A 16,622-nucleotide genomic window follows, 5' to 3' on the forward strand; every position below is an offset into this window, starting at 1 on the left:
AATTAATTTCGCATAAGTTATCCCTTAGAATGGCGGCCTGTGTCACTCTCCGGTCACCCGCATCGGTTATTCTGGCCGAAGAAAGCACAAAGAATGAGCAAAAAACGGCAATTTTTCCCCCGTCAGGTGGTCGAGGCTGGCGGCAATCGCTGGGACTGGGCGCTGCTGCCCATCGTGCTGGCGCTGTTCGTCCTGCTGGCCTACGGCAGCCAGCAAATGGTCCGCCCGTACGAGCTGGGCCAGACGCTGCCCATGTCGCTGGACCCGACTTATCTGCCTTACTACCTGCTGCGCACCACGCTGCGCATGTTCATCGCGCTGGGCGCGTCGGTGGTGTTCAGTTGCGTGTTCGCCGCCCTCACCACCAAATACCGGCTGGCCGAAAAAGTGCTGGTGCCGATGCTCGACATCCTGCAATCGATCCCCATCCTGGGCTTCCTGTCGATCACCGTCACCGCCTTCATCGCCTTCTTTCCCGGCAGCCTGCTGGGCGTGGAGTGCGCGGCGATCTTCGCTATCTTCACCTCGCAAGCCTGGAATATGGCGTTCTCCGCCTACCAGGGCTTCCGCACCGTGCCGGCCGAATTGTCGGAAGCGGCGCGCGTGTTCCAGCTCTCCGGCTGGCAGCGTTTCTGGCGCCTGGAGCTGCCGTTCGCCATGCCCGGCCTGTTGTGGAACATGATGATGTCGATGTCCGGCGGCTGGTTCTTCGTGGTGGCGTCGGAAGCGATTTCGGTCTCCGGCCAGGACATCAAGCTGCCCGGCATCGGCTCCTATATCGCCATGGCCATCGCCAAGAGCGACATGGGCGCCATCGGCTGGGCCATCCTCACCATGCTGGTCGGGGTGCTGATGTACGACCAGCTGTTCTTCCGCCCCTTGCTGGCATGGGCCGACAAGTTCCGCTTCGAGGAAACCGGCAGCGACACCGCACAGCAATCCTGGCTGCTCACCTGGCTGCGCCGCACCGAGCGCACGCAGGCCATGGTGGAATGGTTCGGCAACCTGCTGTCGCGTTCCATCGCCCTGTTCCGACTGGGCCACGACGGTACTTCGATCCGCGCCCGCCGCGACCAGCCCTCGCTGGTGCCGCAGCGCGTGTGGGATGCGGTGATCGCCGCCGTGGTGTTCTACGCCTTGTGGAGCCTGGGCCACTTCATCAGCACGGAAGTCGGCTGGGCCGAAGTGGGGCATGTGTTCGTGCTTGGCCTGTACACGCTGGCGCGCGTGATCCTGTTGCTGGCGCTGGCCGCCTTGGTGTGGGTGCCGGTCGGCGTGTGGATCGGCATGAACCCGCGCTGGGCGTCGCGCACGCAGGCGGTGGCGCAGTTCCTCGCGGCCTTCCCGACCAACCTGGTGTTCCCGGTGGCGGTGGTGCTGATCGTGCGCTACAACCTGAACCCGGACATCTGGCTGTCGCCGCTGATGATACTCGGCACCCAGTGGTATTTGCTGTTCAACGTGATCGCCGGCGCCTCCACCATTCCGACCGAGCTGCGTCACGCCGCCAAGAACTTCGGCCTGACCGGCTGGCTGAAATGGCGGCGCTACCTGCTGCCGGCGATCTTCCCCAGCTTCGTCACCGGCGCCATCACCGCCACCGGCGGCTCTTGGAACGCCAGCATCGTGGCCGAGTATGTGAGCTGGGGCCCGACCACGCTGAAGGCGCACGGCATCGGCAGCTACATCCAGGAGATGACCACCGCCGGCGATTTCCCGCGCATCGCGCTGGGCATAGGCGTCATGTGCATCTTCGTCATGGGCTTCAACCACTTCGTGTGGCGCCGCCTGTACACCATGGCCGAGAGCCGGCTGCATTTCTAGTATTGAGATCGAATTATGAGCACTCCTATCGTCGAATTGAAATCGGTCGGCAAGCATTTTCGCGGCGCCGACGGCTCCGCGCGCTCGGTGCTGGAAGGCGTGGACTTCACGCTGCACGAAGGCGAGATCGTCGCGCTGCTGGGCCAATCGGGTTCCGGCAAATCGACCATGTTGCGCATCATGGCGGGGTTGATCCAGGCCGATGAAGGCCAGGTGCTGTATCGCGGCATGCCGTTGTACGGCACGGCGCGCGGTATCCGCATGGTGTTTCAGTCGTTCGCGCTGTTCCCGTGGCTGACGGTGCAGAAGAACGTCGAGCTGGGGCTGGAGGCGCAAGGCATGCCGGCCGAGGAGCGCGCCGAGCGCGCCGAAAAGGTGATCGATTTGATCGGCCTGTCCGGCTTTGAAGGCGCGCTGCCGCGCGAGCTGTCGGGCGGCATGCGCCAGCGCGTCGGCATCGCCCGCGCGCTGGTGATGGAGCCGGAAGTGCTGCTGATGGACGAAGCGTTTTCCGCGCTGGACGTGCTGACCGGCGAGCGCCTGCGCGAAGAAATCCTGGAGTTGTGGCAGTCGGGCCAGATCCCGACCAAGGCGATCCTGGTGGTGTCGCACAACATCGAGGAAGCGGTGATGATGGCCGACCGCGTGTTGATCTTCGCCAGCGATCCTGGCCGCGTGCGCGCCGAGCTGCCGATTTCTCTGCCGCAGCCGCGCAAGGCCGAAGGGCCGGAAGTGCGCCAGCTGATCGACAAGGTGTATGAGCTGATGACCGCCGGCGCCGGCCGCCGTGGCCTGATCAGCGAGAAGGAGGTCAAGCTGCAATTGGGCGACCGCCTGCCGCAGGCCGACATCGCGCACATGGAAGGTATCCTGGAGTTGTTGTCCGAAGAACCGTTCTCCGGCCGCGCCGACCTGCCGCAGCTGGCCGAAGAAACGGAGCTGACCGACGCCGAGCTGCTGGAAGTGTTGAACGGCTTGATATTGCTGGGCTTTGCCTACCTGACCAACGGCGATATTTTGCTGACTGATTTGGGCGGCAGGTACGCGGCGGCCAGCAACACGGAGCGGCAGGATATCTTCGGCAAGCAGCTGTTGGAGCATGTGCCGCTGATCGCCTACATCTGCCACGGCCTGCAGCAGGACAAGTCGGGCGACTTGCCGGAGGAGCTGTTCCTCAAGCTGCTGCGCTTCACGCTCAGCGAAGAAGAAGCGGAACGCGCACTGCGCGTCGCCATCGAGTGGGGCCGTTACGGCGACCTGTTCGAATACAACTTCAACACCGGCGTGATCCAGCAGTCCGAAGAGGACGAGGAAGACGAAGCGTAAAACTTGCGGCACCGCCGCACCCCGCACTGCGTTGGCCGGGGTCTGACCCCGGCGGGGGCATCTCGCACTGCGAGATGCGGGCGCAGCCCTCCCCAGACCCCTTCGTCTTAGGGTTAGGCGGCCAGTTTCTTGAACACGCGGGCGGCGGCGGCGATGGTTTCGTCGATCACCGCGTCGCTGTGCTGCGCCGAGACGAAGCCCGCCTCGAACGCGGCCGGCGCGAAGTACACGCCTTCATCCAGCATCGCGTGGAAGAACACATTGAAGCGCGCGCGGTCGCCGGCCATCATTTCGGCGTAGTTGTTCGGCGGCGTCTCGCTGAAGTACAGGCCGAACATGCCGCCCACCGCGTCGGCGCAGAATACGATGCCCGCATCCTTGGCCGCCTTGGTCAAGCCGGCCGCCAGGCGCGCAGCCGTCGCGCTCAGTTTCTCGTAGAAGCCCGGCTCCTGGATGATCTTCAGGGTCGTCATGCCCGCCGCCACCGCCACCGGATTGCCCGACAAGGTGCCAGCCTGGTACACGGCGCCCAGCGGCGCCATTTTGCTCATCAGCTCAGCGCTGCCGCCGAAAGCCGCCACCGGCAGGCCGCCGCCGATCACCTTGCCCAGCGCCGTCAGGTCCGGCTTGATGCCGTACAGCTGCTGCGCGCCGCCCAGCGCCACGCGGAAACCGCACATCACTTCGTCGAAGATCAGCACGGAACCGTGCTTGGTGCACAGCGCGCGCATCGATTTCAGGAAGGCCTCGCTGGCCTTGATCAGGTTCATATTGCCGGCCACCGGCTCGACGATCACGCAGGCGATTTCGTCGCCGAACGAGGCGAACGCCTCTTCCAGCTGCTGCACGTTGTTATAGTCCAGCACCAGCGTGTGCTTGACGAAGTCCTCCGGCACGCCGGCCGACGTCGGATTGCCGAAGGTGAGCAGGCCGCTGCCCGCCTTGACCAGCAGCGAATCCGCGTGGCCGTGGTAGCAGCCCTCGAACTTGATGATCTTGTCGCGGCCCGTGGCGCCGCGCGCCAGGCGCAGTGCGCTCATGGTCGCCTCGGTGCCCGACGAGACCAGGCGCACCTGCTCGATCGACGGCACCAGGCGGCAGATTTCTTCGGCCATCAGGATCTCGCCTTCGGTCGGCGCGCCGAACGACAGGCCGCGCGCGGCCGCTTCCTGCACCGCCTTCACCACCACCGGATGCGCGTGGCCGACGATGGCCGGGCCCCAGGAGCCGATGTAGTCGATGTAGCGCTTGTCGTCCGCGTCCCAGAAGTACGGGCCTTCGGCGCGGGTGATGAAGCGCGGCGTGCCGCCCACCGAACGGAAGGCGCGCACCGGCGAGTTGACGCCGCCGGGCGTGGTTTTCTGGGCGCGTTCGAATAACTGGTCGTTTTTGGAAATCGTGGTCATGATGGCATCTTCAATATCAAGTTGGTAAAGCCTGCTGCATGTGGAAGAAACGGTTAGGTATGAACTTGCCCATGCCGTAGCGCTGGGCGTGCGCCAGCGCGCCGATGGTGTACTCCTGCGCCGCCTTGACCGCGTCCGGCACGTCGCTGCCGCGCGCCATGAAGGCGGTGATCGCCGCCGACAGCGTGCCGCCGGCGCCGAGGAATGGACCGGGCATATGCTGCCAGGCGTCGTGGCTGATCACGCCGTCGGCGCCGAACAGGGTGTTGGCCAGCGTGTTCGGCGCGGCCGTTTCGCCCTGCTGCGAGCCGGCGTGGGTGCCTGTGACGAGCACGAATTCGCAGCCCAGGGCCAGCAAATGCTCGACGTCCGATTCCATGGTGTCCTCGGCGCCTTCGCGCCAGGTTTCGGCCAGCCGGCCCAGCTCCACCTGCGACAGCATCAGCAGCGTCGCCTGCGGCACCAGCAGCTGGCGCAATGCCGTCAGCAGCTCCTCGACTTCGTCGGCGTCGGCCGGATCGGGCAGGCGGGAGCTGAACGGATCGAGGATCAGCGGCGCATCGGGATAGTCGGACAGGATCTCGGCGATGGCCGCCACCTGCTCGACATTATTCAACGCGCCGACCTTGAAGGCGGCCATGGTCATGTCTTCCAGGATCACGCGGGCCTGGTCGGAAACCCAGTCGGCATCGATGTCCTGCGCGTCTTCGACGCGGGCACTGTCGCCGATCAGCAACGCGGTGGTCACCGCCAGGCCGGTGCAGGAGAGGGCGGAAAATGCAGCCAGGTCGGCCTGGACGCCAATCGCGCCGGCCGGATCGGCGGCGCCGAAGCTTAATATGAGAGGAGATGTTTGGTTTTGCACGGCGGGTAGATTAAGATACCTAATTCAGCATTTTACTTGATTGAAGGGTGGCAGAACGTGAGTAGCAATGAAACAACGCAGGAGTTCCAGACTTGGATGTGCCTGATCTGTGGCTGGATCTACGACGAACAAGCCGGCTTGCCGGACGAAGGCATCGCCGCCGGCACCCGTTGGGCCGACGTGCCGATGAACTGGAGCTGCCCGGAATGCGGCGCCCGCAAGGACGATTTCGAGATGGTAGCCATCTGATACCCGCGCCGGCCGCCTCCCGGCTATGCTATGGTGTAGCCACCATTCCAGCGAATCGACTATGACGACGACCACGCCGCACGCTAATGCCCTGAAAATCATGGTGATCGACGATAGCAGCACGATACGTCGTTCGGCCGAGATCTTCCTGACCCAGGCCGGCTACCAGGTGGTGCTGGCCGAGGATGGATTCGACGCGCTGGCCAAGATCAACGACCATCATCCGGCGCTGGTCTTTTGCGACATCCTGATGCCGCGCCTCGACGGCTACCAGACCTGCGCACTGATCAAGAAAAGCGCCAAATTCCACGCCACGCCGGTGCTGATGCTGTCGTCCAAGGACGGCTTGTTCGACCGCGCGCGCGGCGCCATGGTCGGCTCGGCGGCCTACCTCACCAAACCATTTACCAAAGACAGCCTGCTGGCAGCGGTGCGCGAGCACACCGGCGGCGTCTCCGCACAAGAATAACTAAGAGAATAACTAAGCTTCAGGGGAATACCATGACCATACAAAGAATTCTGATCGTCGACGATTCGCCCACGGAGCGCTACTACCTGACCGACATCCTGGTCAAAAACGGCTTTTCCGTCTCCACCGCCGAAAACGGCGAGGAAGCGCTGGCCAAGATCAAGGCCGACAAGCCCCAGCTGATCCTGATGGACGTGGTCATGCCCGGCGCGAACGGCTTCCAGGTCACGCGCGCGATCGCCCGCGATCCCGACCTGCAGGACGTGCCGGTGATTATCTGCTCCAGCAAGAACCAGGAAACCGACCGTATCTGGGGCCTGCGCCAGGGCGCGCGCGACTACCTGGTGAAACCGGTCGACGCGGCCGAGCTGCTGGCCAAAATCGCCGCCCTCGGCTAAACGATGAGCAGCCAGACGCCCGATACCCCCTCCACACCGGCCGGTCCGGAACGCCGCAGCCGCTTGCGCCAGTACCAGGTGCAGCTGCTGGAGCGCATGCAGGCCGCCAAGACCGGCGCCGCCGTCGGCGGCCGCGAACTGGGCGTGCTGATAGGCGGCCGTCTGTGCCTGCTTGACCTGACGCAGATTAGCGAGATCGTTCCGCTGCAACCGGTCACCCCGGTGCCGCTGGCGCAGGACTGGTATCAGGGCCTGGCCAATATACGGGGCAACCTGACCGGCGTGATCGACCTCGCGCGCTACCAGGGCCAGGACGCCGGCGAGACCGCGGCCTCCGACTGCCGTTTGATCACATTCGCGCCCGCACTGGGCTTCAACTGCGCACTGCTGGCCGAGCGCGTGCTGGGCCTGCGCAAGCTGGCCGACATGCAGGCCGTGGAGGCGCCGGACGATGTTGGACCTGAGTGGCGCCGCCAGCATTTCACCGACAGCGAGGGCCAGCAATGGACCCGCATCGACCTGGCGCAGCTGGTGCGCGAATCACGTTTTCTGCAGGTTGGTTTGTAAGGGCGGCATACTGGTGTAGGTCGCAACTAATCCGGAGAGGGTGTAATGGCTTTCAAGATGGGGTTTTTCTCGCGTGGCAACCGGAATGCCAGCCAGGATCTGGCAGCGAATTCAGAATTCGGCGAAGCAGGCGATTCGCAGTTCATGCACACCGCCGTTCAAGCGGCGCAGGCGCCTGCGCCTGACAGCAGCAGTCATGCCGACAGCGAAGATAGCGCCGCGCCGCTGCGCCTGCGCGACGCGCTGGGCCGGCGTGGCAGTGCGCCCGTCGCGGCGGCCGAAGCGGGCGCCGGCTTCAAGCTGCCGCTGATCGGCCACCTGCCGGCGCAGCGCCAGCTGAGCATATTGTCGACGGCGCTGGCGGTCAGCCTGCTGCTGAGCGCCTTGTTCGTCGCCCTGAACACCATTCACAGCGCCAATCGCTCGACCCAGACCCAGGTGGCCAGCGATGCGCTGATGCACTCGCAGCGCATCGGCAAGGCGACGCCTAACGCGGTGCAGGGCAGCACCGAAGGCTTCCGCCAGCTGGAGGAAAGCCGCAATGAACTGAACAACGACTTCCAGCTGATGACGCGCGGCGGCCGCTATCAGGGTCGCGAGATCGGCGAGCCGATTTCGTCGCTGGCGCCCATCGTCGCTGCGGCACGCAAGCAGTGGAACCAGTCGGACAAGGCGGCCAACACCATCCTGCTGCTGAAGGCCGACCTGAGCGACGTCGACAAGACCCTGCAAAAACTGAACGCCATGTCGCCCGGCCTGCTGACCCACACCGAGGAAATCTCCGCGCTCAAGGTGCAGCGCGGCGGTTCGGCGCGCGAGATCGCGGCGCTCGGCAAACTGACCATGCTGACCCAGCGCATGAGCCGCAGCGCCGGCGAGTTCCTGATCGGCGGCGGCGTCAAGTCGGACAGCGCGTTCCAGCTGGGGCGCGATACCACCGTATTCCGCAATACCGTCGACGGCTTCCTCAACGGCAGCGCGCCGCTCGGACTGGCCGCCGTGCGCGAGCCGGACCTGCGCGAGAAGCTCACGGCGCTGAAAACCGAATTCGAGGCATACCAGAAGCTGGTCACGGGCATCCTCGACAAGCTGGATAAGTTCAGCGCCGCCAAAGGCGCCGAGCAGTTGATCTTCACCGACAACGAAGCGCTGCGCCAGCGCCTGTCGGTCTTGCAGCAGGCCTACCGCCAGGACCAGGATTCGCTCGGCATGACCTTCTGGCTGATGGTGGCCGGCGGCATGCTGACGCTGGTGTCGGCGGCGGCCATCGGCCGTGTGCTGCTGGTCGATTCCTACAACCGCACCCGCGGCGCCGACCGCCGCCGCCAGGAAGCGGAAACCATGCGCCAGCAATCGCAGCGCAAGGAAGAAGAAGCCAAGGCCATGAACGACCAGAATCAGGCGGCGATTCTGCGCCTGATGAACGAGCTGCAGGAGGTGGCGGACGGCGACTTGACGGTGCAGGCCACGGTGTCCGAGGACATCACCGGCGCCATCGCCGACTCGGTCAACTACACGGTGGAAGAGCTGCGCGGCCTGGTGGGCCGCGTGACCGCCACCGCCGAGCAGGTGACCAAGGCGTCGACCCACGCGCAGAGCATCTCCAGCGACCTGCTGCTGGCGTCGCAGCAGCAGTCGCGCGAGATCCAGGATGCGTCGGCCACCGTCGTCAAGATGGCCAACGAGATTACCGACGTATCGCGCTCCGCCAGCGAATCGGCCGACGTGGCGCGCCAGTCGGTGGCGGCGGCGCAGCAGGGCGCGACGGCGGTGGAAAACGCCATCAAGGGCATGCACGAGATCCGCGAGCAGATCCAGGATACCTCCAAGCGCATCAAGCGCCTGGGCGAATCGTCGCAGGAGATCGGCGAGATCACGGAGCTGATTTCCGACATTACCGAACAGACCAATGTGCTGGCGCTGAACGCGGCGATCCAGGCCGCATCGGCCGGCGAAGCGGGACGCGGCTTCTCGGTGGTGGCGGAAGAGGTGCAGCGCCTGGCGGAACGCTCGGCCGAAGCGGCCAAGCAGATTGGCGCGCTGGTGCGCACCATTCAGACCGACACCCACGATGCCGTGGCGGCAATGGAGAAGTCGACCCAGGGCGTGGTCGAAGGGGCGCGCCTGTCCGACGCGGCCGGCGCGGCGCTGAACGACATCTCGCAGGTGTCGAACCGCCTGGCCGAGCTGATCTCCGGCATCTCGATGGCGACCGGCCAGCAGGCCACGTCGGCGAACGGCGTGGCGCAGAACATCCAACACATTTTGACGGTGACCGAGCAGGCGCAGGACGGCACCCAGCAAACCGCACAATCGATTCATAAGCTGTCAGTGCTGGCGCAGGAATTGAAAAACTCGGTGGCGCGATTCCGTATCGCGTCCTGAACCGCCCATCATTGAAAGGCCGAGGCAAGCATGACCACAACTGATTTTCCGAATCCGCCGCAACCGCAATTTGATACCGGCCCCTTGTCGTGGGTGATGGTGGAAATCCGCGAGTCGCTGGCACGCTCGAAGACCGCCCTGTTCGAAGCGGGCGGCCGGGCGGCGGAAGATCAAGCGACCCAGCTGCAGCACGCCAAATCCCATCTGCACCAGGCGCACGGTGCGCTGATGATGGTGGACGTGGACGGCGTCGGCCTGGTGACGCAGGTGGCCGAGGAGGCGCTCGACCGCTTCAAGGCTGGCGCGCTCAAATGCAGCACCGACCATGCGCAGACGCTGGCGGAGCTGTATCAGGCATTGGTCGAGTATTTGCAGGAGCTGCTGGACGGCGGCCCGTCGCAGCCGGTCAAGCTGTTCCCCTACTACCGCGCGGTGCAGGAGATGCTGGGTACGGAGCGCATCCACCCGGCCGACTTGTTCTATCCCGATTTGTCGCGCAGCGCCGATCTGTCGGCGGCTGGTGAAGTTCCCGCCGCCGACTACACGGCCTACCGTCAGCGCTTTGAGAAATCGCTGCTGCCGTATTTGAAGAGCACCGACGCGGCGCAGCAGCTGGAGCATGCCGCCGCGCTGCTGGAGGCCGTGAAGCTGGTCGCCTCCGCGCAGCAGGACGCCAAGGCGCGCACCTTCTGGCTGGCGATGCAGGCCTTTGCCGAACTGGTGGCCAATGGCGAGCTGGCGGGAGGACTGTACGTCAAGCAGCTGTTCGGCATGATCAATTTGCAGATACGGCGCCTGAGCCAGGGCACCGCCGCGCAGCCTGATGCGATGCTGCGCGACGCATTGTTCTTCATCGCCGCCGCAGGGCCTGCGTCGGCATCGGAAACGGTGCAGCGCTTGCGCCGCGTGTTCGCGCTCGACGGCCTGGTGCCGGTCGATTATGAACGCCGCCGCTACGGCCAGATCGACCTTGAGGCGCTGGAGCGCGCCAAGGCCGGCATGGCGAAAGCGAAGGCCAATTGGGACCGGCTGGCCGGGGCGGAAATCGATCCGGCATTGGACGCTGCTTTCGGCGGCGCGCTGGGCGAGGTGGCCGAGGCTTGCGATCAACTGGAGATGCCGGCACTGAGCGTGCTGCTGCGGCAGCTGGCCGATGTGGCGCATACCGCCATCTCCGCCGGCCGCAGCGAGGAGCTGGCGCTGGAGATGGCCACCGCGCTGTTGTTCGCTGAACATGGTTTGGAACAGATCCGTCATCTACCCGACGATTTCGCCGCGCACGCCGACACGATAGGCGCGCGTTTGCTGGCGCTGGTAGCCGGCGATACGCCGCCGGAGCCTGCGCAGTGGCAGAGCGGCCTGGCGCAGCAAATGCAGCAGGACGACACCGTCGTCGCGCTGGCGATGGAAATGAAGACCGGCCTGCGGCAGGTGGAGAAGGTGCTCGACGAGTATTACATCGATCCTTCGAAACGTCCGTCGCTGGTGGAGCTGGACAAGGTGCTGCATCAGTTGCAGGGCGCGCTGGCGATCCTCGACCAGGACGGCGCGACGCAGGCGGCGCGGCACGTGAAGGCTGCCGTGCATGCGCTGGCGGTTGGCGACGGCGATCCGTCGCTGGAGCCGAAGGCGCTGGACGATATCGCGCAGAATGTCGGCGCGCTGGGATTCTTTGTCGATATGCTGGCGCAGAACGCGGCCGGTGCGCGCGAGCGCTTTGCGTTCGACGTGGAGCATGGCACGTTCCGTTCGGTGCCGTTCAAGAAGATGGCGGGTTCGGAGTCGATACCGGTGCTGGACCAGCAGGTGCCCGCACCCGCGCCCGTGGCCATGCCGGTGCAAGCGCCGGCGCCCGCCAGCAGCGATGCGGCGGTGGAGGCCGAGCTGCTCGATATCTTCATCTCCGAGGCGCAGGATGTGCTGAAGTTTGTCGACGCGACGCTGGCCAAGCCGCGCGCGGAGTCGGGCAGCGAAGAGAATTTGACCATGCTGCGGCGCTCCTTCCATACGCTGAAGGGCAGCGGACGGATGGTGGGTCTGAACCAGTTTGCCGATGCGGCGCATGGCATCGAGCGGGTGATGAATATGTGGCTGGCGGAAGCGCGGCCGGCCACGGACGCATTGTTTGAGCTGCTCAACGAGGCGGCGCGGCAGATGGGCGCCTGGGTGGCGGAGTTGGTGGCGTCCGGCGTTTCGGCGCGCAATGCGGATGCGCTGGTCGCTGCGGCGGCCCGCGTGCAGGATGGTGACGATTTTGTGATCGATGTGACGGCGGAAGCGGCGGAAGCTGCGACTTCGCCGTCTTCGCCACCGCTGTCGCCTGTGCCGCCGCCGGAGGTTGTGGTGGAGGAGGAGCCTGCGGTTGATGCTATCGAGGAAGCGCCGGTGGCCGATGTGCCGTCGGTGGATGTGCCGGCTACGGCGCCTGCCTTTGCCGCTACCGGCAACGTCATCGAATTCCCGACCATCACGCCTGCCGTGCCGCGCGACGACAACGTCAAGCATATCGGCGAGCTGGAAATCCCTCTGCCGCTGTACAACATCTATCTGCATGAGACGGACGAACTGGTTCGCTTGCTGACGCAGGACTTTGGCGAGTGGCGTCATGAGCCTCGCCGTCCGGTCAATGCGGAGGCCTTGCAGGCATCGCATACGCTGGCGGGTACTTCGGGAACGGTGGGCTTCAAGGCCTTGCGCGAGCTGGCGTTGGCGCTGGAGTCCACGCTCCAGGCACTGCTGCCGCCTGCTCCACATCTGGACCAGGTGCAGCATGATTTGCTGGACTTTACGATAGAGCGCATACGCCAGATGCTGCAAAGTTTTGCGGCGGGCGATATGCCGTCTGCGCAGCCGGAGCTGGTCACTGCGCTGCACGATTTGCGTTTGGAGCTGGAGGCTACGCCGCCTGCCGCCAGCAATGCGATCGAAGCGCGACTGGATGATCTGGTCGCAGAGACGATGCACGACATCACCAGCGCACCGCCCGCGCCGGTGGAGTCGATGATGGACAGGCTGTTCCGCGAGACGTTTGATGCGCTTAGCGGAAGCGCACCGGAATCCGATGCCCCTGTGGCAGCGGAAGCACCGAAAAAGACTGAAGCGCGGACAGACGACAGCATCGATGATCTGTTCAACGCCGCGTTTGACGACGCCTTCGCCGAACCACCGCTCAAGATCGCCGAGCCGCTGGCCCCGGAACCTGAGCCAGAGCCGATAGTTGCCGTACCTGCGCCCGAGCAGGAGCCCGAGCCGGTAGTTGTCGCATCAGCGCCCGAGTCCGAGCCCGAGCCCTTGCTGCCGGTGGCGGAGCCTGAACCGGAACACGAGCCGGAGCTCGACCAAGCCAGCGAGCCGGAGCCTGAGCTGGAAGCCGAGATCCTCGAACTCGCTCCTGCCGAACCAGAAATCCTGACCGCCGCACCGGCAATCTTCAACGACGAACTGGACGCCGACCTGCTGCCGGTCTTCCTGGAAGAGGGCGCGGACCTGCTGCCTCAGGTAGGCGAAGCATTGCGCGCCTGGCAGCACAATCCCGCCGATACCGCGCACGCCCAAAGCTTGCTGCGCCTCCTGCACACCGTGAAGGGCAGCGCCCGCATGGCCGGTGCAATGCGCCTGGGCCAGCACGCCCACGAAATCGAAACGCACATTGAAAACATGGTGCACGCCGGTTCCGCCACGCCGCAAGCGTTCGACGAACTGCTGGCCCACTACGACCACGCGCTGCTGCTGTTCGAACAGCTCCAGCACCCGGACGCATTGCAGCAAACCGCCTCCGGCCTGGCCGCCGATGTCGCCAGCTTGGAGGCCGGCGAGCCGACCATCGCCGGCACCAGCGACATCACCGCCGACGCCATCGACAGCCCGGCCGCACCCGCCGTGGCGGCCGTGGCAGTGGCACAAGCACCAGCCGACGACCTGCAATCCAGCGTCAAATCGCCGCTGGTCCGCGTCCGCGCCGACATCCTTGACCGTCTGGTGAACCAAGCCGGTGAAGTATCGATCTCCCGCTCCAAGCTGGAAAACGAAGTAGAGACCCTGCGCGCCTCGTTGTTCGACTTCTCCGAAAACCTGACCCGTTTGCGCCGCCAATTGCGCGAAGTCGAAATGCAAGCCGAATCGCAGATCGCCTCCCGCATGTCGATCTCCAGCGAACGCGAATTCGACCCACTCGAATTCGACCGCTTCACGCGCCTGCAGGAACTGACCCGCATGATGGCGGAAAGCGTCAACGACGTCGCCTCCTTCCACGAAAGCCTGACCCGCAGCGTCGACAACGCCGGCGACGACCTGGTGCTGCAAGCGCGCCTCACGCGCGACCTGCAACGCGACCTGATGCGCGTGCGCATGGTGCCATTCGCCAGCATCTCCGAACGCCTGTTCCGCGTCGCCCGCCAGAGCGCCAAGGAAGTCGACAAACGCGTCAACCTGGATATTCGCGGCAGCGCGGTGGAAGTCGACCGCAGCGTATTGGAACGAATGGCCGCGCCATTCGAACACCTGCTGCGCAACGCCATCGCGCACGGCGTGGAGAGCCGCGCCGCCCGCAGTGAAGCCGGCAAGAGCGAAACCGGCGAACTGCTGGTGCAGGTCACACAGCAGGGCAATGAAGTCGTCATCGAATTCACCGACGACGGCGCCGGCCTCGATCTGGAACGCATCCGCGCCAAGGCGATCAGCAACGGCCTGCTGCAGGCAGACGAAGAAGTCACCGACGTCCAGATCGCCGACCTGATTTTCGAACCAGGCTTCTCCACCGCCGAAGCGCTGACCGAACTGTCCGGCCGGGGCGTCGGCATGGACATCGTGCAGTCCGAAGCGCAGGCGCTGGGCGGCCGCGTCGACACGTTCACGGAGCGCGGCAAGGGCACCCGCTTCACCATCCATCTGCCATTGACGCTGGCCGTCACACAGGTTGTACTGCTGTCTGCCGGCGGCAAGACCTACGCGCTGCCGGCCATCCTGGTCGAGCAGGTGCTGCAAATGAAGGACGCCGCGCTGGTCGAAGCGCACCACAACGGCTACGTACCGATTCAAGGCCAGCACGCCGTGCTGCACTACCTGCCCGCCTTGCTGGGCGACGCGGCGGCGCATCCGCCGGTGCAGCGCTCCGCACCGGTGATGATGCTCAAGAACGGCAACGAGCGGCTGGCCGTGCGCGTTGATGAAGTGCTGGGCAACCGCGAGGTCGTCATCAAGAACATCGGCCCGCAGCTGGCGCGCATGGTCGGCATCGCCGGCGCAACGGTGCTGGGTTCGGGCGACATCGTCCTGATCCTGAACCCGGTGGCGCTGGCGCAGCACCTGGCGCACCATCCCGAGATGAAGCAGCACTATGCGGCAGCGGCCGGCGACAGTCCCGCGCCGCGCGCGCCGGGCCGCTCGATCATGGTGGTGGACGATTCGATGACGGTGCGCCGCGTAACCCAGCGCCTGCTGGAGCGCGAAGGCTACAGCGTGGTGTTGGCCAAGGACGGCGTCGACGCGCTGGAGCAGCTGCAAGGCGCCACGCCGGACCTGATGCTGGTCGATATCGAGATGCCGCGCATGGACGGTTTCGACCTGACCCGCAACGTGCGCGGCGACGAGCGCACCAAGGACATCCCGATCATCATGATCACCTCCCGCAGCGCCGACAAGCACCGCAACTATGCGCTGCAACTGGGGGTGAATGCCTACTTCGGCAAACCGTTCCAGGAGCCGGTGCTGCTGGATGCGATCGAGGGGCTGTTGAAACAGTAGTCCCACTGCACCCAGGAACCAGCATGAAGATTGCACTGGCAGTTGTACTGTTGCTCCTGGGTTGTTTGCAGGGTTTGGCGCTAGCGCAGCCGGCTGAGGAAATCAAGGCGTGGACCTATTACTCGGCGCCGCCGTTTATGACCGACGCCGGAACCAGTGCCGGGCTGGATCGGGACTTGGTGGCTTACCTGAATCAGAAGCTGGCAGGGAAATATGAAATCCGTCTCATGTTTCTGCCGCGCGCCCGATTGGGTTCCATGCTCGATAAGGGAGACCAGGGCATGGTCCTGTTTGCGCCGTCCGTCATCTTTGGCGGTCCGGCAGGAGGAAAGTACCTCTGGACTTCAGCCCTGTTCGATGACCGGCAGGATCTGGTATCGCGCTCCTCGCTGCCATTCGAATATGACGGTCCGACCTCGCTGAAAAACCTTCGATTCGGCGCAATGCTTGGCCATGTCTATCCGGCGCTGGCCGAAGACATGGACCGGGGGAAGATACGCGCGCACCGTAACAACAATGAGGGTGCGCTGCTGCGCATGCTGTTGATGGACCGTCTCGATGTGATCACGCTGGCTGATTCATCCGTCCGTTACCTGGTCAAAAAAGACACTCGCGTTGACGGTAAAATCTACGTCTCCACACAAAACCTGGGAAGCTACACACGCCACCTGATGTTCCAGCAAGGCATGGACAGGGAGCGCGACGACATTGAAGAAGTCGTGCTCAAGATGGACAGCGATCCAGTCTGGCGTGCGATCCTGAAGGCGTACGGATTGGAAGCCCCAAGAAAACGCTAGCCGCGCACCGCCGCTTCGATCTTGGCGACGTCGATCTTGCGCATCTCCATCATGGCCGCGAACGCGCGCTTGGCCACATCGCCGCCCTTGGCCATGGCGTCGGTCAGCACGCGCGGCGTGATCTGCCACGACAGGCCCCATTTGTCCTTGCACCAGCCGCAGGCGCTTTCCTTGCCGCCGTTGTTGACGATGGCGTTCCAGTAGCGGTCGGTCTCGGCCTGGTCGTCGGTGGCGATCTGGAACGAGAACGCTTCGCTGTGCGTGAAGGCTTTCCCGCCGTTCAGGCCGATGCACGGGATGCCGCACACCGTGAACTCGACTGTCAAAACGCTATCCGCCTTCCCACCCGGGAAGTCGGACGGCGCGCGATGCACTGCGCCGACTTTGCTGTCGGGGAAAGTGCGGGCGTAGAAGTGTGCGGCTTCTTCCGCGTCATGGTCGTACCACAGGCAGAGCGTGTTCTTGTTCATCGTCATCCTCCTTTAAATGGTTGGCCGACATAGTCTACCTCCGCTTTCTGACGGCGCGGCGCTAGCTTGCCGTTTGGCTAGCAGGTATTTGCAAGTCATTTGTGGGTCGGACAAGATTAACGTT

The 16,622-nt window shown here is 64.7% G+C and carries 12 protein-coding genes; 9 read left to right on the top strand and 3 right to left on the bottom strand.

What is annotated here, in order from left to right; translation table 11 throughout:
- Positions 1-93: 93 nt before the first annotated feature.
- Positions 94-1,824: an ABC transporter permease gene (locus V6M89_RS09590; RefSeq protein WP_332852975.1), complete on the top strand. Its 1,731-nt coding sequence runs from the start codon at positions 94-96 to the stop codon at positions 1,822-1,824.
- A gap of 15 nt (positions 1,825-1,839) precedes the next feature.
- Positions 1,840-3,150: an ABC transporter ATP-binding protein gene (locus V6M89_RS09595; protein ID WP_332852976.1), complete on the top strand. Its 1,311-nt coding sequence runs from the start codon at positions 1,840-1,842 to the stop codon at positions 3,148-3,150.
- A gap of 113 nt (positions 3,151-3,263) precedes the next feature.
- Here the strand turns inward: V6M89_RS09595 and hemL are convergent, their stop codons facing one another.
- Both hemL and thiD read right to left on the bottom strand, forming a co-directional pair.
- Positions 3,264-4,556, bottom strand: coding sequence for a glutamate-1-semialdehyde 2,1-aminomutase (gene hemL, locus V6M89_RS09600; protein WP_332852977.1), 1,293 nt, complete (start codon positions 4,554-4,556; stop codon positions 3,264-3,266).
- 16 nt (positions 4,557-4,572) lie between these two features.
- The gene (gene thiD / locus V6M89_RS09605) at positions 4,573-5,421 is read right to left on the bottom strand and encodes a bifunctional hydroxymethylpyrimidine kinase/phosphomethylpyrimidine kinase (RefSeq protein ID WP_332852978.1); all 849 of its coding nucleotides are present in this window, start codon (positions 5,419-5,421) and stop codon (positions 4,573-4,575) included.
- 96 nt (positions 5,422-5,517) lie between these two features.
- Here thiD and V6M89_RS09610 point away from each other — a divergent pair, with 96 nt between their 5' ends.
- The 7 genes from V6M89_RS09610 (at position 5,518) to V6M89_RS09640 (ending at position 16,028) form a co-directional block, all read left to right on the top strand.
- Positions 5,518-5,670, top strand: a complete 153-nt coding sequence (locus tag V6M89_RS09610) for a rubredoxin (protein ID WP_116991613.1) — start codon at positions 5,518-5,520, stop codon at positions 5,668-5,670.
- A 61-nt stretch (positions 5,671-5,731) separates the two neighbouring features.
- Positions 5,732-6,139, top strand: coding sequence for a response regulator (locus V6M89_RS09615; protein WP_332852979.1), 408 nt, complete (start codon positions 5,732-5,734; stop codon positions 6,137-6,139).
- Positions 6,140-6,171: 32 nt separating this feature from the next.
- Positions 6,172-6,537 carry a response regulator transcription factor gene (locus tag V6M89_RS09620; protein ID WP_116991611.1) on the top strand — a complete coding sequence of 122 codons (366 nt, stop codon included), beginning with the start codon at positions 6,172-6,174 and terminating at the stop codon, positions 6,535-6,537.
- A 3-nt stretch (positions 6,538-6,540) separates the two neighbouring features.
- Positions 6,541-7,104, top strand: a complete 564-nt coding sequence (locus V6M89_RS09625; RefSeq protein WP_332852980.1) for a chemotaxis protein CheW — start codon at positions 6,541-6,543, stop codon at positions 7,102-7,104.
- A 45-nt stretch (positions 7,105-7,149) separates the two neighbouring features.
- Positions 7,150-9,489: a methyl-accepting chemotaxis protein gene (locus V6M89_RS09630; RefSeq protein ID WP_332852981.1), complete on the top strand. Its 2,340-nt coding sequence runs from the start codon at positions 7,150-7,152 to the stop codon at positions 9,487-9,489.
- A 30-nt stretch (positions 9,490-9,519) separates the two neighbouring features.
- A complete protein-coding gene (locus V6M89_RS09635) occupies positions 9,520-15,231 on the top strand; it encodes an Hpt domain-containing protein (protein WP_332852982.1) in 5,712 nt (1,903 codons plus the stop codon).
- Positions 15,232-15,254: 23 nt separating this feature from the next.
- Positions 15,255-16,028, top strand: coding sequence for a transporter substrate-binding domain-containing protein (locus tag V6M89_RS09640; RefSeq protein WP_332852983.1), 774 nt, complete (start codon positions 15,255-15,257; stop codon positions 16,026-16,028).
- Here V6M89_RS09640 and V6M89_RS09645 read toward each other — a convergent pair.
- Positions 16,025-16,498: a VOC family protein gene (locus V6M89_RS09645; RefSeq protein WP_332852984.1), complete on the bottom strand. Its 474-nt coding sequence runs from the start codon at positions 16,496-16,498 to the stop codon at positions 16,025-16,027. The two genes, V6M89_RS09640 and V6M89_RS09645, sit on opposite strands and share 4 nt — an antisense overlap.
- Positions 16,499-16,622: the final 124 nt, after the last annotated feature.

The sequence above is a fragment of the Duganella sp. S19_KUP01_CR8 genome, from assembly GCF_036688705.1.
GTDB lineage: Bacteria > Pseudomonadota > Gammaproteobacteria > Burkholderiales > Burkholderiaceae_D > Rugamonas.